Source organism: Variovorax trehalosi, assembly GCF_051216415.1.
In the GTDB taxonomy this organism is placed as follows: Bacteria; Pseudomonadota; Gammaproteobacteria; order Burkholderiales; family Burkholderiaceae_C; genus Variovorax.
Map to the genome: position 1 here is coordinate 82492 of NZ_JBPJZG010000009.1, position 21414 is coordinate 103905.

The following is a 21414-nucleotide window of genomic DNA, read 5'->3' on the forward strand; positions in this document are numbered from 1 at the left end:
ATCCAGGCGCGCCTCGTCAGCGCTCTCACTAAGATTCGTCCCCATGCGAATCACCGTCTACCTCACCGACAACCGCCCAGACCCCTGGATCGAGGGCCTCCAGGCCGAACTCCCCGATGCCGTCATCGAAGCCTGGAAGCCCGGCGCCCCGCAGGCCGACCATGCCGTGGTGTGGGCGCCGCCACAGGAATTCATCGACCAGCAGCCGCAGCTGCGCGGCATCTTCAACATCGGCGCGGGCGTCGATGCGCTGCTCAAGCTCAAGGTGCCCGCGCACACGCGCATCGTGCGGCTCGACGATGCGGGCATGTCGGTGCAGATGGCCGAATACGTGTGCCACACGCTCATCCGCCATTTCCGCGAATTCGACGTGTACGAGGCGGATGCGCGCGAAGGCAAGTGGAGCTACCGCAAGCCGAAGCTGCGGCGCGACTTTCCGGTCGGGATCATGGGGCTCGGCGTGCTGGGCGAGCGTGTGGCCAAGGCGGTCGCGCAGTTCGAGTTCCCGGTGCTGGGATGGAGCCGCTCACCCAAGGCCATCGATGGCGTGCAGGTGTTCAGCGGCGAGGCGCAGTTCGACGAATTCCTTTCGTCCACGCGCGTGCTGGTCAACCTGCTGCCGCTGACCGATGCTACGCGCGGCATCCTGAACCGCAAGACGCTGGGCAAGTTGAAGCCCGAGGGCTATCTCATCAGCATCGCGCGCGGCGGGCATCTGGTCGAAGACGACCTCATTCCGATGCTCGATGCCGGTGAACTCGCGGGCGCGACGCTCGACGTGTTCCAGGTCGAGCCGCTGCCGGCCGATCACGCCTTCTGGCGCCACCCCAAGATCACGGTGACCCCGCACGGCTCGGCGCGCACGCTGCGCGAGGAGTCCATCACCCAGATCGCCGGAAAGATCCGCGCGATGGAAGAGGGCCGGCCGATCAACGGCATCGTCGATCCCGTCCGGGGCTACTGACTGACTGGCTGACGCCATGCGCTGCCGGCGATCCCGCCGCTGAAAGGCGGTGAATGAAGGGGAAACCCTGACGCTTTTGTTTTTCACATATGAAAAAATAAATTCATGGTTGTGAAAACAGCGTTTCGCGTGATCGAGATCGTCGAGCTCTTCGCCCGGGAGAAGCAGCCGCTGGCGCTGTCCGAGATGGCGCGGCTGCTCGACATGCCGGTGTCCAGTTGCCTCGGGCTCATCCGCACGCTCGAAGAGCAGGGCTACATGTACGAGACCGGGCGCCGCCAAGGCTACTACCCGACGGGCCGGCTGCTCGCGATGGCGCAGGTCATCGCCGCGCACGATCCGGTGCTCGACCGGGTGAAGGCCACGCTCGAGGAACTGCGCGACGCTGCCCGCGAGACCGTGGTGTTTGGCAAGTTCCGCGATGCGGACCACGTCGTCTACCTCGATGTGCTGAGCGCACCGCAGCGCATCCGTTATACGGCCGAATCGGGCGAGACGCGCCCGGCGTATGCCAACTCGCTCGGCCGCGCGCTGCTCTCCACGCTCGCGCCCGAGGCGCGCCGCAAGCTGCTCGAGAGCACGGCGTTTCTGCCGCTCACCGACGCCACGCTCACCACCGCCGACGCCATCGAGGACGAACTGCAGCGCTCCGCCGCGCGCGGCTGGTACGGCAACCTCGGCGAAAGCATTCCCGACCTGATCGGCCTGGCCTGGCCGCTGCGCATCGGCGGCCAGGCCTATGCGATCTCGGTCGCCGGCCCGCGCTACCGCGTGGAGCCGCGCATCGAGGACATCGCCGCGATGCTGCGCTCGGCGTGCCTCGCGATCGAACCCAAGACAGAAAACCCCCGATGACAACGACCACCGCCCCTCGCTATTTCGTCCGCGAAGCCGACATCGCTGGCTACCACCCCGCCAACCACACAGGCACGCTGAACAAGCGGCTCATCGGCCCCGAGACCGTGGGCGCGAAGCAGCTCGAGGTGCTGGTGGGCCACATCCAGAAGGGCAAGGGGGCGCTGCCGCATGCGCACCCGGGCATCGAGCAGGTCTGCTACATGCTCGAAGGCCGCGCGGTCGCCGAGGTGGACGGCCAGCGGCAGGAGCTGCATCCCGGCGACAGCTGCTTTTTTCCGGCCGACGCGATGCACACCTTCACGGTGGTGAGCGACGAGCCGGTGCGCGTGCTGGTGATCTACAGCCCGCCGTACGAGGAATCGCCGGAGCGCGTGATCCGGCCCTGAACGACAACCACCCGGAGACAAAAACCATGCAGACGAAGAACGCGACAGAAACAGTCGCGGTGGAAAGCCGCCGCCGTTTCATTTCCATCGGCGCTGCCGCGGGCCTCGCGGGCGCCGCGCCCTGGGCTTTCGCGCAGGAGGGCGGCTACCCGAAACAGCCGATACGGCTGGTCGTGCCCTTCGCGGCCGGCAGCGGCACGGACGCGGTGGCGCGCATCACCGGGCAGATGCTCGGCGAGGCGCTCAAGGGCTCGGTCATCGTCGACAACAAGGCGGGTGCCAACGGCGTGATCGGCGCGGAGGCGGTGGCCAAGGCGCCACCCGATGGCTACACGCTCTTCATGACCACCAACACCACGCACTCGGCCAACCCGAGCCTGATGAAGCACCTGCCCTACGACCCGGTGAAGGACTTCGCGCCGGTGAGCCGCATGGGCAACCTGCCGTTCATGCTGGTGGTGAACAACGACCTGCCGGTCAAGAGCGTGGCCGAGCTGCTGGCCTGGGGCCGCGCGCATCCGGGCAAGCTGACCTATGCGAGCGGCAACAGCACCGGCATCGTGAGCGGCGCCACGTTGTCGCGCATGAGTGGCGTGCCGATGCTGCACGTGCCCTACAAGAGCACGCCGCCTGCCATCGCCGACCTGATCGGCGGGCAGGTCTCGATGATGGTGGTCGACCTCGCCGCGGGCCTTGCCACGGTGAAGGCCGGCAAGATGCGCGCGATCGCGGTCACCACGCAGGAGCGCACCAAGCTCTTTCCCGAGCTGCCGCCGTTGGCCGATACGCCCGAGCTCAAGGGTTTCGATATCACCTCTTGGAACGGCGTGTTCGCGCCGGCCGGCACGCCGCGCGACATCGTGCTCAAGCTCAACAAGGCGCTGTCGGAGATGGTGAATGGCGCGGTCTTTCGCGAGCGCGTGAGCAAGCTGGGCTTCGATGCGTTCGGCAGCACGCCGGAAGAACTGGGCGCGTTCACTGTCTCCGAACTGGCGAAGTGGAAGAAGCTGATCCAGGCCGCGGGCATTCAACCCGAATGAGCGCTGATCTGATTTTTTCTTTCTCCCTCCCCCGCTGGGGGAGGGCCGGGGTGGGGGCAAGCGGCGTACCCATCGAGCGCTCTGCCTGCCCCCATCCCAACCTTCCCCCAGAGGGGGAAGGAGCGCACACATGAATACCTCCGGACCTCTCGACGGCATCCGCATTCTCGACCTCACGGCCGTGGTGATGGGCCCCTACGCCACGCAGACGCTCGGCGACCTCGGCGCCGACGTCATCAAGGTCGAGCCGCCTTCTGGCGACAACCTGCGCGCGGTCGGCCCGATGCGCCACGCCGGCATGGGTGCGATGGCGATGCACCTGAACCGCAACAAGCGCTCCATCGTGCTCGACCTGAAGCAGCCCGAGGGCCGCGAGGCCTGCCTGCGGTTGGCGGCGGGTTGCGATGCGCTCATCTACAACACGCGCCCGCAGGCGATGGCGCGGCTCGGGCTCGGCTACGAAGCGGTGGCGGCGGTCAACCCGAAGATCGTCTACCTCGGCGCCTTCGGCTACGGCGAAGAAGGCCCGTATGCCGGCAAGCCCGCCTACGACGACTTGATCCAGGGCGCGGCTGGCGTCGCCTCGCTCTTCGCACAGCAAAGCGGCGATGCGCCGCGCTACGCGCCCGTCACGCTGGCCGACCGCGCCGTGGGGCTGCAAGCCGCCATCGCGCTGCTCGCCGCGGTGCTGAGCGCGCAGCGCACCGGCAAGGGCCAGGCGGTCGAGGTGCCGATGTTCGAGGCGCTCTCGCAGTTCGTGATGGGCGACCACCTCGGCGGCCACAGCTTCGAACCGCCGCTCGGCCCCACCGGCTATGCGCGGCTGCTCGCGCCGCACCGCAAGCCCTATGCGACGGCGGACGGTTATCTGAGCGTGCTGATCTACAACGACAAGCACTGGCAAGCCTTCTTCGACGTGATCGGCCGGCCGGAGCTGCGCAGCTCGCCGATGTTCGGCACACACACCGCACGCGCCGCGAACATCGGCGCGGTCTACGCGTTCGTGGCCGAGGTCATGGCCACGCGCGGCAGCGACGAATGGATGGCGGTGCTCGAAGCGGCCGACATCCCGGTCGCGCGCCTGCACACGACCGAGAGCCTGCTCGACGACCCGCACCTGCGCGCGGTCGATTTCTTCCCCGAGTTCGATCACCCGAGCGAAGGCCGCATCCGCACGCTCGCGCCGGTCGGGCGCTACAGCGCCACGCCCGCCGCTATCCGCCGCCCCGCACCGCGCATCGGCGAGCAGAGCGTGGAGTTGCTGCGCGAGGCGGGCTACGCGGACGAAGACATCGACCAGATGCTCGCGCGCGGCGTCACCTTGCAACCGGAACCTGCGAAGGACAGCGAATGAATTTCTCTCTGAACGAAGACCAACGCTCGCTCGTCGCAGCCATCGAACGTCTCTGCGAAGACTTACCCATCGACTACTGGCGCGACCACGACGAGCGCGCCGTGTTCCCCCATGAATTCCATCGCGCTGTCGCCGAGAGCGGCTGGCTCGGCATCGCGATGCCCGAAGCGCAAGGCGGCGCGGGCCTGGGCATCACCGAGGCGGCGCTGATGATGCGCGCCATCAGCGCGTCGGGCGCGGGCATGTCGGGCGCGTCGTCGGTGCACATGAACATCTTCGGGCTCAACCCGGTGGTGGTGTTCGGCACCGAGGCGCAGCGCGAGCGCTTCCTGCCGCCGCTGATCGCGGGCACCGAGAAGGCCTGCTTCGCCGTGACCGAGCCCGACGCGGGGCTCGACACCACCAGCCTCAAGACCCAGGCGGTGCGCCAGCCGAACGGCAGTTACCTGCTGCACGGCCGCAAGATCTGGATCTCGACCGCGCAGGTGGCCGACCGCATGCTGATCCTCACGCGCACCACGCCCATCGACCAGGTGAAGAAGCCCACGCAGGGTCTCACGCTGTTCTACACGGCGCTGGACCGCAGCAAGGTCGAGGTGCGCGAGATCCACAAGCTCGGGCGCGCGGCGGTGGACTCGAACATGCTCTTCATCGATGGCCTCGAAGTGCCGGAAGAAGACCGCATCGGCGAGGAAGGCCGCGGGTTCGAATACATCCTGCATGGCCTCAATCCCGAGCGCATATTGATCGCCGCCGAAGCCATCGGCATCGGCCGCGCCGCGCTGCGCATCGCCGCGCAGTACGCGCAGGAGCGCGTCGTGTTCGGCCGGCCCATCGGCCAGAACCAGGGCGTAGCGCACCCGCTCGCGCGGGCCTGGGCGAACCTGGAGGCGGCCGATCTGATGATGCTCAAGGCCGCCACGCTGTACGACGCGAACGAGCCCTGCGGCATCGAGGCCAACGCCGCCAAGTACCTCGCGGCGGAGGCGGCGCACGACGCCTGCCAGAACGCGATCCTCACGCTTGGCGGCATGGGCTATGCGAAGGAATACCACGTCGAGCGGCTGCTGCGTGAGAGCTACATTCCGCGTATTGCACCGGTGAGCCCGCAGATGATCCTGAACTTCATCGCCGAGAAGGCGCTCGGATTGCCCAAGTCGTACTGACCACTGTTCATGAACGCCAACGCCATCGTCACCCGCCATCTTTTCGTCAGAGGCCTCGTGCAGGGCGTGGGCTATCGCTGGTCGATGGTGCAGGCCGCCGAGCGGCTCGGCGTGCGCGGCTGGGTGCGCAACCGGCGCGACGGCAGCGTGGAGGCGCTCGCGGCCGGAGATGCCGATGCCGTCGAGGCACTGGTCCGCTGGGCGCGCCAGGGGCCGGCCGGTGCGCACGTGGATGCGGTCGATGTGAACGATGCGGCGGCCACGGGCGATGTGCCCGACGGCTTCGCGCAGCGCGAAACCGTCTAGTGTGCTGTCCCGCAAATAACTGCGCATGAAATTGCGCCGTTCACGGCAGGGCGGCGTTGCAAATCCTCGCGATACCTACGGGTATCGCTGCGGTTTGCGCCTTGCCCTGCCGTGAACGGCGCAATTTCATTTTGCGCAGCTATTTGCGGGACAGCACACCAGCGCATCGCTTCAATCCACCCGGATGTTCTTCGCCTTCACGATGCGGCTGTAGATCTCCGCATCGCGCCGCACCGCCGTGGCCATCTCGGCCTGCGTGAGTCCGAGCGGTTCGCTGTTCAGGTCGCGGATGCGCTTGGCCAGGTCAGGGTCCTTGCTGGCCTCGATCATCACGGCGTTGAAGCGCTGCTGTATCGCGACCGGCGTCGCGGCCGGCGCCCAGAGGCCGTGCCACGAGGTCATCACGAGGCCGGGCACCACTTCGGAGAGCGTGGGCACATCGGGCATCGCGGGGTGGCGGCTCGGGCCCGAATAGGCGAGGGCCTGCACGCGGCCGCTGCTGATCAGCTGGTAGCCGGTGGCGATCGGCTCCATCACCGTGTCGACCTGCCCGCCCACCACGTCGGCCACGGGGCTCGCGCGGTAGGGCACGTGCAGCATCTCGGTGCCGGTCTCGTCCTTGAACCATTCCACGATCAGGTGCGACGGGCTCCCCGCGCCGTAGGAAGCATGCGAGATCGCGCCCGGCTTCGCCTTCGCGGCGGCCACCAGTTCCTTGACCGTCTTCGCCGGGAATTTCGGGCTCGCGATCAGCACCAGCCCCTGCCGCATCGTGGTCGCGACCGGCACCAGGTCCTTCTGCGGATCGAAGGGCAGCTTGGCGTAGATGTAGGGATTGATCGTGAACGCCGTCGACAGGTTGTAGAGGTAGGTGTAGCCGTCGGGCGGTGCCTTTGCCACCGCATCGGAGGCCAGGTTGCCGGCGGTGCCGGGCTTGTTGTCGATCACCACCGGCACGCCGAGCTGGCGCGCCATGTACTCGCCGTACAGCCGCGCGAAGATGTCCGGCGGCGTGCCGGGCGCGAAGCCCACCACGATGCGGATCGGCTTGCTGGGCCAGGCCGCGCCCTGCGCGAAGGCGAAGCTGCTCGCAAGGCCGAGGAACAGGCCGAGGAAGGTGCCGGCCAGCCATTTGAATGTCGAACGCATGAATGTCTCCTGTCGCGGGTCGTGCCCGCTTGTCTGCATGAATCGGCTCTGCGGCCTTGCTCTTCTTTTCCGCCCTGCTGGTCTGTCGAGGGCCTGGACTCCTTTGCGCTTGCGGGTTCGCGCGGTGCGCTCCGTCAGTCGATCTGCGCGCCAGAGCGGCGCACGGCCTCGCCCCACTTGGCGATCTCCGCACGCGCGAAGGCGTCGAGTTGGTCGGTGTTCATCTCGGCGTGTTCGATGCCCTGCTGCGCGAGCTTCTCGCACACCTCGGGCTGGGCCAGCACCTGGCGCGTGGCCTCGCGCAGACGGTCGCGCTGCGCGGCGGGCATGCTGCTCGGCGCATACAACATGAACCACGCGACAAGGTCGAAGTCCTTCACGCCCTGTTCCATCAGCGTAGGCACATCGGGTGCGGCCGCGCTGCGCTTCGCGCCCGACGCGCCGAGCGCGCGCAGCTTGCCCGCGCGCACCTGCGGCATCACCGCGGCCGGGTGATAGAACATGAACTGCACGTTGCCGGCCATCAGTTCGGTCAGGGCCTGGGCGCCGTCGCGGTAGGGCACGTGCATGAAGTTCTTCGCCAGGCGCACGTTGAGCAGCTCGCCCGCGAGGTGGCCCGAGGTGCCGTTGCCGGCCGAGGCGAAGTTCACGTTGCCGGTCGCGGTGCCCAGGTCGGCCACGCTCTTCCACGGCGAGTTCGCGGGCACCACCAGCAGCGTGGGCGTGGCGCCCGCGAAGCCCAGCGGCACGAAGTCGCGCAGCGGCTGGTACGGCAGGCGCTTGTAGAGCGAGGGGTTGATCGCATGCGTGCCGACCGTGCCCATTAACAGCGTCTGGCCGTCGCTGGCGCGCGCAACCTGCTCGCTGCCGATCGAGCCGCCCGCGCCGGGCTTGTTCTCCACGATCGCGGCCACGCCGAGCTGTCGGCCCAGCGCATCGGCCAGGATGCGGCCGACGATGTCGGTGGACGTGCCCGCGCCGAAGGGCACCACGATCTTCAGCGGACGCGGTGAACCTTGCGCCAGCGCGGCGCCCGCGGCCAGCAGCGTGCTGGCGAGCAGCAGCCGGCGCTTCATGCGGCGCTCCCGAAGCCCGCGGGCAGCTGGCCGTCGTACTGCAGCTCGCGCGTGGCCTGGTAGGAGAGGGCGAAGCCGCTCGGCGTCTCGGCCTCCTCGGCCAGGTGCGCGATCAGCCCCGCGGTGCGCGCAAGGATCGGCACGCCGCGCAGCGACGCCACCGGAAAGCCCACGCCCAGCAGCACGGCCGGGATGGCGGCCGAGACGTTCATACGCAGCTCGCGGCCCACGATGCCGGGGATCACGCGCTCCAGCGCCTGCGCGATGTACACGTAGCGCATGTCGGCGCCGGCTTCGGCGGCCACTTCGATGAGCCGGTCCACGCGAGGATCGTTCGCCTTGTGCAGCGGATGGCCGTAGCCCGGGATGGCCTGGCGGCTTTCCTTCAACAAGCGGATCGTGGCGGCCGCCACGTCGTCGAGCGCTTCGCCCGCATCCACGCGCGCCGCCACGTCGGCGAACAGGCGCCCCGCGGTTTCCGACGCGCCGAGGATCACCGAGCCGCAGCCCAGGATGCCCGCGGCGACCGCGCCCTGCAGTGCGTCGGGCGCGGCGGCGAAGGTCATGCGGCTGGCCTGCACGCTGGGCACCAGGCCGTGCTCGGCGATGGCCACCAGCGTGGCGTTGAGCACGGTGCTGCAGGCCGTGTCGGGTTGTTTGCCGGTGAGCAGCAGGAAGAAGTAGTCCGCGAAGGAGAGCTTGCCGATCAGGTCGCGGCACAGGTCCTGGCCGCGAACGACGATGGTGTGTTCGTCCGAGGTGCAGATGGCGGTGCGCGGGACGGTGGATTTGCCGATTTTCATGAGGACGTACGCAGTGGATCGGGGCTCAGGCGGCCTCGGGTTGGAGATGGAAGTCGTAGTGCGCGGACCAGTACGGCCGTTCGATCGCTCGGCCGTCGGGCGCCTTGCCGGGCGGGTGCGATTCGAAGTCGACGACGAGGCTGGGCCGCACGCCGAACACCGCGTCCGAGTCGATGTAGGGGCTGCCCGCCACGAAGAGGTGCGTGGTCACCGGCACGTGCCCGTCGGCCGCCACCTTCATGTGGATGTGGCCGGGCCGGTTGGGGTGGCGGCCCATGCCGGCGAGCATGCGGCCCACCGGACCGTCGACCGGCACCGGGTAGTAAGAGGGCTTGATCGACCAGAACCAGTAGCGGCCCTCGGCGTCGGTGCGGATGCGCGCGCGTGCCGCCATGCCCGCGCCTTCGACCTGCATGTCGTACACGCCCTCGCCGTCGCCCGACCAGATGTCGAGCAGCGCGTTGGCGAGCGGCTGGCCGCGGGTGTCGGTGACGCGGCCGCTGTAGAAGGCGGGTTCGCCGCGCACGCCGGGCGCGATGTCGGCGCCCAGCGGCAGGTCGGGCGCGCCGTCCCAGTAGTAGGGGCCCTGCACCGTGGCCTCGGTGGTCTCGGTCGCTTGCAGGGTCTTGCCGGCCTGGCCTGCGCGGGCGGCGGCGCGCAGCTGGTCGAGCATCACCACCATCATCGAGGCGCCCAGCGTGTCCGACAGCAGGATGAACTCCTGGCGCTTGTCGTCGCAGGCCTGGCCCACGGCGGTGAGGAACTCGATGCCGGCCATCCATTCGCCGGGCTGCAGGTCGACCTCGCGGATGAAGGCGTGCAGGTGGGTGATGAGCGAGCGCATCACCTCTGCGAAGCGCGGGTCGGTGGCGCCCTCCAGGCGCTGCAGCGCGGCCTGGGTGAGCTCGTTCTCGTTCGAGGGGGTCATGGGGCGTGTCTCCTTTTTCTTGTGGCGATGGGATGGATTCAGGCGGCTGGTCGCAGGCGCCGCCGTATCGGCCCGACGATGGCGTCGTTGTCCGCGCCCAGGAGCGGCGGCGCGGTGACCTCGAGCGGCCGTTCGCCGTCGAAGCTCACGGGCGAGCGGATGGTCCGCCACTCGCCACCTTCGGGGTGCGGTGCGCTCACTTCCAACTGCAGGTGGCGGGCCTGCGGGTCCTGCATCGCTTCGCGGGTGTCGTACATGGGGGCGTGGGGCACGTCCTCGGACTCCAGCCGCGCGCACCAGTCGGCGCGGGTGCGCGCGCGGAACAGGCCGTCGAGCAGCGCGATCATGTCGTTCTGGTGCGCGATGCGGCCCTCGCGCGTGGCGAAGCGCGGGTCCTGGAACAGGTTGGGTCGCTCGATCGCATTGGCCAGGCCCTGCCAGAACTTCTCGGGCGAGGACATGTGCAGCGCGATCCACAGGCCGTCGGCGCACTCCAGCACGTACGACTGCGAGACGCTCGGCCGGCTGAACGGACCCATGATCTCGTTCTCGGAAAAGTAGTGCGTGAAGGCATCGAGGTTGAAGTGGCACATGGCCTCGAGCATCGACACCTCGACCTTGCGGCCCTGGCCGGTGCGCCCGCGCTCCACCAGCGCGCCCATCACGCCGTAGGCCGCGTAGAAGCCGGTCATGGCGTCGGCCACGGCAGGGCCCACCACGCGCGGGTTGGCCGGGTTCACCAGGAGCTTGAGGAAGGCGCTGGCCGCCTGGGCCACCGTGTCGTAGGCGGGGCGGTTGGCGGCCGGGCCGGTCTGGCCGAAGCCGCTGATGGCGCAGTACACCAGCCGCGGGTTGAGCGCGCGCAGCCGCGCCTCGCCCGCGCCCAGCCGCTCGGCCGCGCCGGGGCGGAAGTTCTGGATGTAGACGTCCGACTCCTTCACCAGCTCGTCGAACACCGCCGCGTCCTCCGGCAGCTTGGGGTTGAGCGTGATGCTGCGCTTGTTGCGGTTGTAGGTCTGGAAGTGCGGGCTGTAGAGGCCGCCCCGGAACGAGCGGAACGGATCGCCGCTGCCGGGCTGCTCCACCTTCACCACCTCGGCGCCCAGGTCGGCGAGGAACATGCCCGCCGCCGGACCGGTGATGAACGTGCCTTGCTCCAGCACCTTGATGCCGCTGAGGACTTTGTGCACCGCGTTGTCTCCTGTGTGTTCGTGCTGGGTGCGAACTCTATGCAGGCGCGACGATTTTTAACAATGATGGATTTGCATGGATACCATCGACAGCATCGATCATTCGACAGACCGGGAATTTCCATGGAATTGCGTCACCTGCGCTACTTCAGTGCCCTGGCCGGCTCGCTCAACTTCACCCGCGCGGCCGAGCGGCTGCATGTGACGCAGTCGACGCTGTCGCACCAGATCAAGCAGTTGGAAGAAGAACTGGGCACGCTGCTCTTCGACCGTGTCGGCAAGCGCGTGGCGCTCACCGAGGCCGGCGAGGCCTTCCTGCACCACGCCACGCGCGCGCTGCAGGAAATCGACCGGGGCCTGGGCGCGCTGCGCGAAGACCCGCAGGCGGCGGCCGGCGAGTTGCGCATCGGCTCGACCCACACCTTCAACCTCGGCTTCATTCCGGACTGCATCGCGGGCTTCCAGCAGCGCTATCCGCGGGTGCGCGTGATGGTCGACGAGCTCGCGGCCGACCTGATCGCCGAGCGGCTGCAGGCGGGCACGCTCGACCTGGGCATCGCGTACCGGCCGGGTGTGCCCGGAACGCTGCAGTTCGAGCCGCTCTACAACGAGGAGATGGTGCTGGTGGTGGCCGAGAACCATCCGCTCGCGCGCCGCAAGCGCGTGCGCATGGTGGAGCTGCACAGAATGCCGATGGTGCTGCTGCCCGCGAGCTTTGCGACGCGGCAGATGCTCGACGAGTGCTTCCGCTCCTGCGGCGCCGAGCCGCAGGTGGTGGCCGAGATCAACACGCTGGCACCGATCATGGGGCTGGTCGCCAAGACGCAGCTGGCAGCCATCGTCTCGGCCAATGCGGTGCAGCCGAACTCGGGCCTGGCCACGGTGCGGCTGGAGAGTCCGACGCCGGTGCGCACGCCCGGCATGCTGTGGTCGCAGAAGGCGCGCGAGTCGGCGCCTACGCGCGCCTTCGCCGCGATCGTGCGCAAGGTGGCGTTCCGCACGAGCATGCTGGAGCGCGCGGAGACCTGAAACCCGAGCGATGAGCCAGGGCTGGCACCATTTGCAACCGCTCTGGCGCGCATTGCTACCTTCCGCGACTTGTGTACCAGGCAGGGCCTTCCCAGGTGTCCGACAATCGAAGACGGCTTTCCATCCTCCCGCGACACAAGAGACATCCCATGAAACTCCCCACCCGCGTCAAGCTCGTCGACGTCGGCCCGCGCGACGGCCTGCAGAACGAAAAGCAGCCCGTCTCGGCCGAGATCAAGATCGGCCTCGTGCACCGCCTGCAGGATGCGGGCCTCAAGGAGATCGAGGTCACCAGCTTCGTCTCGCCCAAGTGGGTGCCGCAGATGGCCGACAACGCCGAGGTGATGCACGGCATCACGCGCAAGCCGGGCGTTCTCTACTCGGTGCTCACGCCCAACATGAAGGGCTTCGAGGCCGCCATCGCCGCGCCGCGCGAGGAGTGGCCCGACGAGATCGTGGTGTTCGGCGCCGCGAGCGAGGCCTTCAGCCAGAAGAACATCAACTGCTCGATCGCCGAGAGCATCGAGCGCTTTGCGCCCGTGGTGGCAGCGGCGCTTGAGAAGGGCATTCGTGTGCGCGGCGCGATGTCGTGCACGGTCGGGTGTCCCTATGAAGGCGAGATCGCCCCGGCCAAGGTCGGCTACCTCGCGCAGCTGATGAAGGGCATCGGCGTGCAGCGCGTGGACGTGGCCGACACCATCGGCGTGGGCACGCCGCGCAAGGTGCAGGCGGCGATGGAGGCGACGCTCGCGCACTTCGATGTCGACGCCATTTCCGGCCACTTCCACGACACCTACGGGCAGGCGCTGGTCAACACGCTGGCGGCGCTCGAGATGGGCGTGTGGAACTTCCAGTCGTCCTCGGCGGGCCTGGGCGGCTGCCCCTACGCCAAGGGCGCGACGGGCAACGTCGCGACCGAGGACGTGGTCTACATGCTGCACGGCATGGGCATCGAGACCGGCATCGACCTGGACAAGCTGATCGACGCGGGCGTCTACATCAGCCAGGCGCTGGGGCGCGAGCCGAACTCGCGCGCATCGAAGGCCATCCGCACCAAGCGGGCCGGCTGAAACAACAACACACGCGCACAGGAGTTTTCGTGGACCTGCATGTCTGGCTTGCATTTCTGGTGGCCAGTTGCGTCATCGCAGTTTCGCCCGGCTCGGGCGCGGTGCTCAGCATGAGCCACGGCCTGAGCTACGGCGTGCGGCGCACCACGGCGACCATCGTCGGGCTGCAACTGGGGCTGGCCGTGATCCTGCTGGTGGCGGGGCTCGGCGTGGGCGCGGTGCTCACCGCGTCGGCCACCGCCTTCACTGTGATCAAGGTGGTCGGCGCTTGCTACCTGCTGTGGCTGGGTTGGCGCCAGTGGCGCGCGCCGGTCGCGAAAGTCGATGGCGACGCCGCGCAATCGGTCGGCGAGCCCGACCTCACGACACGGCAACGCGTGCTGCGCGGCTTTCTCACCAACGTGACCAACCCCAAGGGCATCGTCTTCATGGCCGCCGTGTTGCCGCAATTCATCCAGCCGACGCGGCCGTTGTGGCTGCAACTGCTGGTGCTGCTGGCCACGACGGTGATGGTCGACGTGACCGTGATGCACGGCTACGCCTGGCTGGCCGCGCGGCTTCAGGGCGTGCTGCGCTCGGTGCGCGCGCGGCGCGCGCAGAACCGCGTCTTCGGCGGCGTGCTGATGGCGATGGGCGCGTTCCTGTTCATGTTCAAGCGCAGCGCTTGAAAAACGCAGTCTTGTAGATTCGAATCCATGTGCGGCTCTGAACTCCACTCCCTCCCCGAAGGCGTGCAGCGCGTCTCCCGCGTGCTGCAGGACGCCGGCCACCCCCATTCCCCCCGCATGCTCGACGACGCCTGCCGCACCGCGCAGCAGGCGGCCGATGCGCTCGGCATCGCGGTCGGGCAGATCGCCAAGAGCATCATTTTTCGCCGCAAGAGCGACGACGTGGCGGTGCTGGTCATCACCTCGGGCGACAAGCGCGTGGACGAGAAGAAGGTCGATGCGCTCATCGGCAAGACCGGTCGCGCCGATGCCGAGTTCGTGAAGGCGCGCACCGGCTTCACCATCGGCGGCGTCTCGCCCGTGGGGCATGCGACCAAGCCGGTGGTGCTGATCGATCGCGAGCTCTTCCGCTTCGAGGAGATCTGGGCCGCGGCGGGCCATCCGCATGCGGTGTTCCAGCTCAAGCCGCAAGACCTCGAAACGCTCACCGGCGCGCCGGTGGCGGACGTGGTTTGAACTTCGCGGAAGCCGAGACCCTGGCCGCACGCGCGGTCGCCGTGCGCGACCTGCCCGAAGACGTTCCCTCGCCCTGCACCTCGGTGTGCCGCATGGACCGCCTGAGCGGCTTCTGCGAAGGGTGCCTGCGCACCATTCCCGAAATCGCGGGCTGGAGCAAGATGGAAGACGATGCGCGGCGCCACGTCTGGCGCGCGATCGAGTTGCGCGCCCGGGCCGGCATCTGGCGCATCCCCGAACCCTCCGGAGACCACGACGCATGAAGCACATCGACTTCTATCTCGACTTCATCTCGCCCTACGCGCACCTCGCGTTCGAGCACCTGCCAGAGGCGCTCGAAGGGCTGAGCTACAGCGTGGCCTACAAGCCGGTGCTGCTGGGCGCGCTGCTCAAGCAACACGGCCAGCTCGGGCCGGCCGAGATTCCGTCCAAGCGCAGCTGGACCTACCGCCATGTGCTGTGGCTCGGGCATGCGAATGGCATCCAGATCGAGATGCCGGCCTCGCATCCCTACAACCCGCTGCCGCACCTGCGGCTGGCGGTGTCGACGAGCGACGACGGCAGCATCAGCCGCCTCACGGCCGAGACCATCCTGCGCAACGTGTGGCGCGGCGGTGAAGAAGCCGGCGATACCGCGCGGCTCGCCGCACTCACCGCGCAACTGCAACCGAAGCGCGAAGCGGGCAGCGACGAGAGCAAGGCGCTCCTCAAGCGCAACACCGACGAAGCGCTGGCGCTCGGCGTCTTCGGCACGCCCGCCTACGTGGTCGACGGGCGCCTCTTCTGGGGCTTCGACGGCCTCGCGATGCTGCGCGCTTACCTGTCGGGCGATGCTTGGTTCGATGGCTCGCAATGGGCCGGCGCCGACCAGCGCCCCTCCTTGCTGCGCAGTCACAAGGCCTGAGTACAAACCCGCGCAGGGCCCGAATTTCTTACAAGCTGAAACCCGCCCCGCGGGTTTCACCTTAATCCGTAAGCATCGGTTCAGTTTCGCGCAAGTCTCGGGTCAGTCACGCCTCCAAGAATGCTTCACGGCCCCGGATACCGGGCGCCGCATGAACGCAAACACACAGGAGACGACGCAATGGCCGCCACACTAGATTCACGGGGAGTGCCGCACCCGGCCCCCCGGCCCATGTCCGCGGAGGAGAAGAAAGTCATCTTCGCCTCCTCTCTCGGCACCGTGTTCGAGTGGTACGACTTCTACCTCTACGGTTCGCTCGCGGCGATCATCGCCAAGCAGTTCTTCAGCGGCCTGGATGCGGGCGCTGCCTTCATCTTCGCGCTGCTGGCGTTTGCGGCCGGCTTCCTGGTGCGTCCGTTCGGCGCCATCGTGTTCGGCCGCCTGGGCGACATGATCGGTCGCAAGTACACCTTCCTGGTGACGATCCTGATCATGGGCCTGTCGACGTTCATCGTCGGCTTGCTGCCCAGCTACGCGACCATCGGCGTCGCGGCGCCGGTGATCCTGATCGCGCTGCGCATGCTGCAGGGCCTGGCGCTCGGCGGCGAGTACGGCGGTGCCGCCACCTACGTGGCCGAGCACTCGCCGCACGGCAAGCGCGGTGCCTACACCTCGTGGATCCAGACCACGGCAACGCTCGGGCTGTTCCTGAGCCTGCTGGTGATCCTGGGTGTGCGTACCTGGCTCGGCGAAGCGGTGTTCAGCGACTGGGGCTGGCGCATTCCGTTCCTCGTGTCGATCCTGCTGCTGGGCATCTCGGTGTGGATTCGTCTCTCCTTGAGCGAGTCGCCGGCCTTCCAGAAGATGAAGGCCGAGGGCAAGACCTCGAAGGCGCCGCTGTCCGAATCGTTCGGCGAGTGGAAGAACCTGAAGATCGTGATCCTGGCACTGGTCGGCCTCACGGCAGGCCAGGCGGTGGTCTGGTATTCGGGCCAGTTCTATGCGCTGTTCTTCCTCACGCAGCAGCTCAAGGTCGATGCGACCGCCGCCAACCTGATGATCGCCGCCGCGCTGCTGCTCGGCACGCCGTTCTTCGTGGTCTTCGGCACGCTCTCGGACAAGATCGGCCGCAAGCCGATCATCATGGCCGGCTGCCTGCTGGCCGTGGTCACCTACTTCCCGGTCTTCAAGATGCTGACCGAAGCCGCCAACCCCGACTTGGCCCGTGCACAGGCCACGGCCGGCGTCACGGTGACGGCCGACCCGGCGACCTGCTCGTTCCAGGGCAACCCGGTGGCCCGCGAGATCGACTTCAAGAGCTCGTGCGACATCGCCAAGCGCTATCTGGTGCAGAACTCGGTGAGCTATGAGAACGTGGCCGGCGCGCCGGGTTCGAAGGCCATCGTGAAGATCGGCAACAAGACGGTCGAGGCACCGGTGGGCAACGTCGTGAACCTCAAGTTCGACGAGAACTCCGCCAAGGAAATCGCCGCCTTCAAGAAGGGCGTGGCCGAAGACCTGAAGGTCGCGGGCTACCCCTCCAAGGCCGACCCCGCGAAGATCAACAAGGTGCTGACCATCGTGCTGCTGTTCTGGCTGGTGCTGCTGGTGACCATGGTCTATGGCCCGATCGCGGCGATGCTGGTCGAGATGTTCCCCACCCGCATCCGCTACACCTCGATGAGCCTGCCGTACCACATCGGCAACGGCTGGTTCGGCGGCCTGCTGCCGACCACGGCCTTCGCCATCGTGGCGTCGACCGGCAACATGTACAACGGCCTCTGGTACCCGATCATCATCGCGGGCATCACGCTGGTGGTGGGCACGCTGTTCATCCGCGAAACCAAGGACGTTGACATCTACGCCAACGACTGAGTTTCAGCCGCACAGGAGGGCTCGGTCCCTCCGTTCAACAAAGAGGCTTCATGCCAGGCGGCATGAGGCCTTTTTCTTGAGCACACCCATCCATTCATCCCTTACCCATTCAGGAGACAACACCCATGTGGAAAATCGTCGTCGGCTTCGTCATCTTTGCCGCCATTGCCCTGTACGTGATCTCGAAGGCCGGTGACAAGGTCGACATGTCGGGCGAGAAGCATGGTGGCGACACCACCACGCACGAGCCTGCGCCCGCCGCCGCGCCCAAGTAAGAAACAGGAAGCGCGACAGCGGAGGCGATCAACGTTTGAAGCGGCCCTCGCTGATGATCGACAAATCGACGTAGTCGATGCCCGAGTGGTCCGTCGGCGAGTAGTTCACGTCGAGGCCACCACCCACGTCGTACTGGAAGCTGTTGAGCGTGGCGAGCAGCCGGGCGCGCGTGGGCTTCGGGCCCGTGCGGCGCAGCGCTTCCACCAGCACCTTGGTGGCGACGAAACCTTCGAGCAGTGCGGGCGACAGCTCGTTCTGCCCCTTGGCCTTCGCGAGCGCCATGGCTTCCTTGATGAGTGGATGGCCGAAGGAGCGCTCGTACGGCAGCACCTGGGTGACGATCACGCCGCCGCTCGATGCGCCCAATTCCTTGATGAAGCCCGACGCGGCGTTGTTCGACAGCGTGATCACCTGCGCCGCCGAGCCCGCCGCGCGCAGCGCCTTCACGCCTTCGGTGACGGCCGTGCCCGAAGCGATCCAGAGCACGGCCTGCACGTTCGCCTGCGTCAACGGCGGAACGATGGTGCTGTAGTCGGGCTTGCGGCGGTCCGCCGGTACCAGCACCGCGGGCTTCATCTTCGCGCTCTCGAAGCCCTTGTTCGCGCCCACCATGGCGTCGGTGGCGAAAGCGGAATCCTGCTCCTGCACCACGCCGATGCGCTGGATGCCGATGGTGTTCAGGTGCTGCACGGCCTTCTCGGCCTCGCGCTGGTAGGTCGAGCGCACGTTGAAGATGTACTTCTGCACCGGCGCGTGCAGCACCATCGCGCCGGAGGAAGGACCGACCAGCGGCACGCCGTACTTTTCGAGCAGGGGCATCACGGCCGTCGCGTTGGGCGTTCCGCGGTTGAGCAGCAAGGCAATGACCTTCTTGTCCTCGATCAGCGTGCGCGAGTTCTCCACGGTTCGCTTGGGATCGAAACCGTCGTCCATGCGGATCACCTCGATCCGCTCGCCGTTGATGCCGCCCTGGGCGTTGACCTGGTCGATGAGCAGTTGCGAGCCCAGGATCGCCTCCTTGACGCTGGCGGAGACAAGACCGGAGAGGTCGGCCGACTGGCCGATCACGATCTGGGCCGACGCGCCTTGGGTGATCGCCGTCAGCAGGAGTGCGGCGGTGCAGGACTTGAACATCTTCTTCATCGAGCGAGGTCTTTCCACGATTTGTTTGTCATTGTCAAAAGATGTGTAGTGTGTTTCTACAAGTGACATTCATGTGCTTGTGGAAACCCTGCGGACCGTTGTTTTCAACAGCCCAAAAGAAACGGCCCGCCGGGTGTGCCGGCGGGCCGTGTTTACGGAGGAAGAACGGCTGCGGTCAGCGCTTGAAGCGGCCTTCGCTCACGATCGACAGATCGACGTAGTCGATGCCCGAGTGGTCCGTCGACGAGTAGTTCACGTCGATGCCGCCGCCCACGTCGTACTGGAAGCTGTTGAGCGTGGCGATGAGCTTGGCGCGCGTGGGCTTCGGACCCGTGCGGCGCAGCGCCTCCACCAGCACCTTGGTGGCAACGAAGCCCTCGAGCAGTGCCGGCGACAACTCGTTCTGCCCCTTGGCCTTCGCGAGCGCCAGCGCTTCCTTGATCATCGGGTGGCCGAACGAGCGCTCATAGGGCAACACCTGCGTGATGATCACGCCCGCGCTCGCCGAGCCCAGTTCCTTGATGAAGCCCGACGCGGCGTTGTTCGACAGTGTGATGATCTGCGCCGCCGAGCCCGCGGCCCGCAGCGCCTTCACGCCTTCCGTCACCGCGGTGCCCGAGCCGATCCACAGCACGGCCTGCGCATTGGCCTTGGTGATCTGCGGCACGATCACCGAATAGTCGGGCTTGCTGCGGTCGGCCAGCGCAAGCACCGCCGGCTTCAGGTTCGCCTTCTCGAAGCCCTTGTTCGCGCCTTCCATCGCGTCCTTGCCGAAAGAGTCCTCGGCCTGGACCACGGCGATGCGCTGGATGCCGGTGGTCTGCAGATGCTGCACCGCCTTCTCGGCCTCGCGCTGGTAGGTCGAGCGCACATTGAAGATGTTCTTCTGCAGCGGCTTGTGCAGCACCATGGCGCCGGTCGACGGGCCGACCAGCGCCACGCCGTATTTGTCGAGCAGCGGGATCACCGCGATCGTGTTGGGCGTGCCGCGGTTCAGCAGCAGCGCGACAACTTTCTTGTCCTCGATCAGGATGCGGGTGTTTTCCAGCGAGCGCTTGGCGTCCAGGCCGTCGTCGAGGCGGATCACCTCGATCTGCTCGCCGTTGATGCCGCCCTGGGCGTTGACCTGGTCGATCACCAGCTGCGAGCCCAGGATGGTTTCCTTCACGCTGGCCGCCACCGGGCCCGACAAATCGGCCGACTGGCCGATCAGGATCTGGGCCGACGCCCCGGGAACCACCGCCGCCAGGAGTAGCGCAACGGCGCAGGACGCAAACATCGTCTTCATCGAACAAAGCCTTTCCACGAGGCGGGCTTGCCTCTGTCAGAAGATGTGTAATGTGTTGCTACTAGTGACATTAGTTTGCTCGTGGAAACCCTGTCAAACCATTGTTTGCAGAACCCAAAAAGCAACGGCCCGCCGGGAACCGGCGGGCCGTTGCAAAGGGGGAAGAGGGCGGAAGGCTCAGCGCTTGAATCGCCCGTCGCTGATGATCGCCAGGTCCGCAAAGTCGATGCCGCTGTGGTCCTGCGGCGTGTAGCTCACCTCGAGCCCGCCGCCCAGGTCGTAGCTGCGGATGCTTTCCAGCGCGGCCAGCATCTTGGCCCGCGTGGGCCTGGGGCCCGCGCGGCGCAGCGCCTCGACCAGCACCTTGGCCGAGGCAAAGCCTTCGAGCGCGGCGGGCGAGAGCTCCGCCTGCCCCTTGGCCTTGGCCAGCGTGAGCGCCTCCTTCACCATCGGCTGGCCCAACGAGCGCTCGTTCGGGAACACCTGCGTCACGATCACGCCGCGGCTCGCATCGCCCAGTTGCTTGATGAAGCCCGACGAGGCGTTGTTCGACAGCGTGACCACCTGCGCCGCCGAGCCCGATGCGCGCAGTGCCTTGATGCCATCGACCACCGCCACGCCCGAGCCGATCCACAGCACCGCCTGTGCGTTGGCGTCCTTGATGGCCGGCACGATGGCCGTGTAGTCAGGCTTGTCGCGGTCGGCCGGGATGGTCACCGTCGGCGTGGCCTTGCCCTTGGTGAAGCCGGTCATCGCGCCTTCGAGCGCGTCCTTGCCGAACGAGTCGGTCACGTACACCACGGCGATGCGCGTGAGGCCGATGGTCAGGAGGTGCTGTACCGCCTTCTTGGCTTCGCGCTGGTAGGTGGCGCGCACGTTGAACACGTGCTTTTGCAGCGGCTTGTGCAGCACCATGGCGCCGGTGGAGGGGCCGATCAGCGCCACCTCGTTCTTGTCGAGCCACGGAATGATCGCCTGCGAGTGCGGCGTGCCGCGGCTCATGAAGAGCGCCACCACCTTCTTGTCCTCGATCAGCACGCGGGCGTTGTCGCCGGCGCGCTTCACATCGAAGGCGTCGTCCATGCGGATCACCTCGATCTTCTCGCCGTGGATGCCGCCCTGGGCGTTGGCCGCGTCGATCACCAGCTGCGCGCCGCCGATGGTCTCGTTCACGCTCGCGGCCACCGAGCCGGTCATGCCGGCGGTCTGGCCGATGAGGATCTGGGCCGAGGCGCCCATCGCCGTCAACGTCAGCAGGGCGGCGACGCAAAGCGTGCGGGTCTTGGTCATGAAAACCTTTGTGGAAATCTCTGAGGTGTTGCAAACAAACGTGCTATTTGTGTACAAAAGTGTCTTGAGCCGTATCCGGACAAACCCCTGCGCGAGCGCAGACCATGTGACGCAGTGCACGGATGCGTCACGGAC

Annotated in this window: 23 protein-coding genes; 15 read left to right on the forward strand and 8 right to left on the reverse strand. The window is 67.3% G+C overall.

The features are described from left to right. Nucleotides 1-43: 43 nt before the first annotated feature. From ACSFA7_RS28260 to ACSFA7_RS28290, 7 genes are all read left to right on the forward strand, one after another. Nucleotides 44-964 carry a 2-hydroxyacid dehydrogenase gene (locus tag ACSFA7_RS28260; RefSeq protein ID WP_435502424.1) on the forward strand — a complete coding sequence of 307 codons (921 nt, stop codon included), beginning with the start codon at nucleotides 44-46 and terminating at the stop codon, nucleotides 962-964. 105 nt (nucleotides 965-1069) lie between these two features. Continuing rightward, nucleotides 1070-1819, forward strand: a complete 750-nt coding sequence (locus ACSFA7_RS28265) for an IclR family transcriptional regulator (RefSeq protein ID WP_435502425.1) — start codon at nucleotides 1070-1072, stop codon at nucleotides 1817-1819. Then, the gene (locus ACSFA7_RS28270; RefSeq protein WP_435502426.1) at nucleotides 1816-2208 is read left to right on the forward strand and encodes a cupin domain-containing protein; all 393 of its coding nucleotides are present in this window, start codon (nucleotides 1816-1818) and stop codon (nucleotides 2206-2208) included. Before ACSFA7_RS28265 ends, ACSFA7_RS28270 begins: the two co-directional genes overlap by 4 nt. Nucleotides 2209-2234: 26 nt before the next feature. Next, nucleotides 2235-3248 (forward strand): Bug family tripartite tricarboxylate transporter substrate binding protein, encoded by a 1014-nt coding sequence (locus tag ACSFA7_RS28275; RefSeq protein WP_435502427.1) that lies wholly within the window; start codon nucleotides 2235-2237, stop codon nucleotides 3246-3248. A gap of 130 nt (nucleotides 3249-3378) precedes the next feature. After that, a complete protein-coding gene (locus tag ACSFA7_RS28280; protein WP_435502428.1) occupies nucleotides 3379-4602 on the forward strand; it encodes a CaiB/BaiF CoA transferase family protein in 1224 nt (407 codons plus the stop codon). After that, nucleotides 4599-5768 carry an acyl-CoA dehydrogenase family protein gene (locus ACSFA7_RS28285; RefSeq protein WP_435502429.1) on the forward strand — a complete coding sequence of 390 codons (1170 nt, stop codon included), beginning with the start codon at nucleotides 4599-4601 and terminating at the stop codon, nucleotides 5766-5768. Before ACSFA7_RS28280 ends, ACSFA7_RS28285 begins: the two co-directional genes overlap by 4 nt. Nucleotides 5769-5777: 9 nt before the next feature. Then, entirely contained in the window at nucleotides 5778-6074 is a 297-nt protein-coding gene (locus ACSFA7_RS28290; RefSeq protein WP_435502430.1) for an acylphosphatase, read from the forward strand. A gap of 171 nt (nucleotides 6075-6245) precedes the next feature. Here ACSFA7_RS28290 and ACSFA7_RS28295 read toward each other — a convergent pair whose 3' ends face one another. The 5 genes from ACSFA7_RS28295 to ACSFA7_RS28315 form a co-directional block, all read right to left on the reverse strand. Then, nucleotides 6246-7223 (reverse strand): Bug family tripartite tricarboxylate transporter substrate binding protein, encoded by a 978-nt coding sequence (locus ACSFA7_RS28295; protein ID WP_435502431.1) that lies wholly within the window; start codon nucleotides 7221-7223, stop codon nucleotides 6246-6248. Nucleotides 7224-7357: 134 nt separating this feature from the next. Then, the gene (locus ACSFA7_RS28300; RefSeq protein ID WP_435502432.1) at nucleotides 7358-8299 is read right to left on the reverse strand and encodes a Bug family tripartite tricarboxylate transporter substrate binding protein; all 942 of its coding nucleotides are present in this window, start codon (nucleotides 8297-8299) and stop codon (nucleotides 7358-7360) included. Beyond that, nucleotides 8296-9102 (reverse strand): citryl-CoA lyase, encoded by an 807-nt coding sequence (locus tag ACSFA7_RS28305; RefSeq protein WP_435502433.1) that lies wholly within the window; start codon nucleotides 9100-9102, stop codon nucleotides 8296-8298. Before ACSFA7_RS28305 ends, ACSFA7_RS28300 begins: the two co-directional genes overlap by 4 nt. Before the next feature lie 25 nt (nucleotides 9103-9127). Next, a complete protein-coding gene (locus tag ACSFA7_RS28310) occupies nucleotides 9128-10030 on the reverse strand; it encodes a dioxygenase family protein (protein WP_435502434.1) in 903 nt (300 codons plus the stop codon). A gap of 38 nt (nucleotides 10031-10068) precedes the next feature. Further along, complete coding sequence (locus tag ACSFA7_RS28315) at nucleotides 10069-11220, reverse strand: CaiB/BaiF CoA transferase family protein (protein WP_435502435.1); 1152 nt, start codon at nucleotides 11218-11220, stop codon at nucleotides 10069-10071. A 123-nt stretch (nucleotides 11221-11343) separates the two neighbouring features. Here ACSFA7_RS28315 and ACSFA7_RS28320 point away from each other — a divergent pair, with 123 nt between their 5' ends. The 8 genes from ACSFA7_RS28320 to ACSFA7_RS28355 all read left to right on the forward strand — a co-directional run bounded on the left by ACSFA7_RS28320 (nucleotide 11344) and on the right by ACSFA7_RS28355 (nucleotide 17557). Continuing rightward, nucleotides 11344-12249, forward strand: coding sequence for a LysR substrate-binding domain-containing protein (locus ACSFA7_RS28320; protein ID WP_435502436.1), 906 nt, complete (start codon nucleotides 11344-11346; stop codon nucleotides 12247-12249). 149 nt (nucleotides 12250-12398) lie between these two features. Then, the gene (locus ACSFA7_RS28325) at nucleotides 12399-13319 is read left to right on the forward strand and encodes a hydroxymethylglutaryl-CoA lyase (RefSeq protein ID WP_435502437.1); all 921 of its coding nucleotides are present in this window, start codon (nucleotides 12399-12401) and stop codon (nucleotides 13317-13319) included. A 29-nt stretch (nucleotides 13320-13348) separates the two neighbouring features. Beyond that, on the forward strand, nucleotides 13349-13987 hold the full coding sequence (gene rhtB / locus ACSFA7_RS28330; protein ID WP_307601296.1) for a homoserine/homoserine lactone efflux protein: 639 nt from the start codon (nucleotides 13349-13351) through the stop codon (nucleotides 13985-13987). 27 nt (nucleotides 13988-14014) lie between these two features. Next, entirely contained in the window at nucleotides 14015-14503 is a 489-nt protein-coding gene (locus tag ACSFA7_RS28335) for a YbaK/EbsC family protein (RefSeq protein ID WP_435502438.1), read from the forward strand. After that, a complete protein-coding gene (locus tag ACSFA7_RS28340) occupies nucleotides 14500-14766 on the forward strand; it encodes a DUF1289 domain-containing protein (RefSeq protein WP_435502439.1) in 267 nt (88 codons plus the stop codon). The genes ACSFA7_RS28335 and ACSFA7_RS28340 overlap by 4 nt, the downstream gene beginning before the upstream one ends. Then, a complete protein-coding gene (locus tag ACSFA7_RS28345) occupies nucleotides 14763-15407 on the forward strand; it encodes a 2-hydroxychromene-2-carboxylate isomerase (protein ID WP_435502440.1) in 645 nt (214 codons plus the stop codon). The genes ACSFA7_RS28340 and ACSFA7_RS28345 overlap by 4 nt, the downstream gene beginning before the upstream one ends. A gap of 180 nt (nucleotides 15408-15587) precedes the next feature. Beyond that, entirely contained in the window at nucleotides 15588-17282 is a 1695-nt protein-coding gene (locus ACSFA7_RS28350) for an MFS transporter (RefSeq protein ID WP_435502441.1), read from the forward strand. 125 nt (nucleotides 17283-17407) lie between these two features. Further along, nucleotides 17408-17557 (forward strand): hypothetical protein, encoded by a 150-nt coding sequence (locus ACSFA7_RS28355; protein WP_164546835.1) that lies wholly within the window; start codon nucleotides 17408-17410, stop codon nucleotides 17555-17557. Nucleotides 17558-17585: 28 nt separating this feature from the next. Here the strand turns inward: ACSFA7_RS28355 and ACSFA7_RS28360 are convergent, their stop codons facing one another. The 3 genes from ACSFA7_RS28360 to ACSFA7_RS28370 form a co-directional block, all read right to left on the reverse strand. Continuing rightward, nucleotides 17586-18701 carry an ABC transporter substrate-binding protein gene (locus tag ACSFA7_RS28360; protein ID WP_435502442.1) on the reverse strand — a complete coding sequence of 372 codons (1116 nt, stop codon included), beginning with the start codon at nucleotides 18699-18701 and terminating at the stop codon, nucleotides 17586-17588. A gap of 175 nt (nucleotides 18702-18876) precedes the next feature. Continuing rightward, entirely contained in the window at nucleotides 18877-19989 is a 1113-nt protein-coding gene (locus ACSFA7_RS28365) for an ABC transporter substrate-binding protein (RefSeq protein WP_435502443.1), read from the reverse strand. A gap of 177 nt (nucleotides 19990-20166) precedes the next feature. Beyond that, nucleotides 20167-21279 (reverse strand): ABC transporter substrate-binding protein, encoded by a 1113-nt coding sequence (locus ACSFA7_RS28370; RefSeq protein ID WP_435502444.1) that lies wholly within the window; start codon nucleotides 21277-21279, stop codon nucleotides 20167-20169. Nucleotides 21280-21414: the final 135 nt, after the last annotated feature.

Coding starts and splice junctions, on each gene's coding strand:
- ACSFA7_RS28260 (WP_435502424.1), top strand. CDS start 44: ATGCGAATCACCGTCTACCTCACCGACAACCGCCCAGACCCCTGGATC.
- ACSFA7_RS28265 (WP_435502425.1), top strand. CDS start 1,070: ATGGTTGTGAAAACAGCGTTTCGCGTGATCGAGATCGTCGAGCTCTTC.
- ACSFA7_RS28270 (WP_435502426.1), top strand. CDS start 1,816: ATGACAACGACCACCGCCCCTCGCTATTTCGTCCGCGAAGCCGACATC.
- ACSFA7_RS28275 (WP_435502427.1), top strand. CDS start 2,235: ATGCAGACGAAGAACGCGACAGAAACAGTCGCGGTGGAAAGCCGCCGC.
- ACSFA7_RS28280 (WP_435502428.1), top strand. CDS start 3,379: ATGAATACCTCCGGACCTCTCGACGGCATCCGCATTCTCGACCTCACG.
- ACSFA7_RS28285 (WP_435502429.1), top strand. CDS start 4,599: ATGAATTTCTCTCTGAACGAAGACCAACGCTCGCTCGTCGCAGCCATC.
- ACSFA7_RS28290 (WP_435502430.1), top strand. CDS start 5,778: ATGAACGCCAACGCCATCGTCACCCGCCATCTTTTCGTCAGAGGCCTC.
- ACSFA7_RS28295 (WP_435502431.1), bottom strand. CDS start 7,223: ATGCGTTCGACATTCAAATGGCTGGCCGGCACCTTCCTCGGCCTGTTC.
- ACSFA7_RS28300 (WP_435502432.1), bottom strand. CDS start 8,299: ATGAAGCGCCGGCTGCTGCTCGCCAGCACGCTGCTGGCCGCGGGCGCC.
- ACSFA7_RS28305 (WP_435502433.1), bottom strand. CDS start 9,102: ATGAAAATCGGCAAATCCACCGTCCCGCGCACCGCCATCTGCACCTCG.
- ACSFA7_RS28310 (WP_435502434.1), bottom strand. CDS start 10,030: ATGACCCCCTCGAACGAGAACGAGCTCACCCAGGCCGCGCTGCAGCGC.
- ACSFA7_RS28320 (WP_435502436.1), top strand. CDS start 11,344: ATGGAATTGCGTCACCTGCGCTACTTCAGTGCCCTGGCCGGCTCGCTC.
- ACSFA7_RS28325 (WP_435502437.1), top strand. CDS start 12,399: ATGAAACTCCCCACCCGCGTCAAGCTCGTCGACGTCGGCCCGCGCGAC.
- ACSFA7_RS28335 (WP_435502438.1), top strand. CDS start 14,015: ATGTGCGGCTCTGAACTCCACTCCCTCCCCGAAGGCGTGCAGCGCGTC.
- ACSFA7_RS28345 (WP_435502440.1), top strand. CDS start 14,763: ATGAAGCACATCGACTTCTATCTCGACTTCATCTCGCCCTACGCGCAC.
- ACSFA7_RS28350 (WP_435502441.1), top strand. CDS start 15,588: ATGGCCGCCACACTAGATTCACGGGGAGTGCCGCACCCGGCCCCCCGG.
- ACSFA7_RS28355 (WP_164546835.1), top strand. CDS start 17,408: ATGTGGAAAATCGTCGTCGGCTTCGTCATCTTTGCCGCCATTGCCCTG.
- ACSFA7_RS28360 (WP_435502442.1), bottom strand. CDS start 18,701: ATGAAGAAGATGTTCAAGTCCTGCACCGCCGCACTCCTGCTGACGGCG.
- ACSFA7_RS28365 (WP_435502443.1), bottom strand. CDS start 19,989: ATGAAGACGATGTTTGCGTCCTGCGCCGTTGCGCTACTCCTGGCGGCG.
- ACSFA7_RS28370 (WP_435502444.1), bottom strand. CDS start 21,279: ATGACCAAGACCCGCACGCTTTGCGTCGCCGCCCTGCTGACGTTGACG.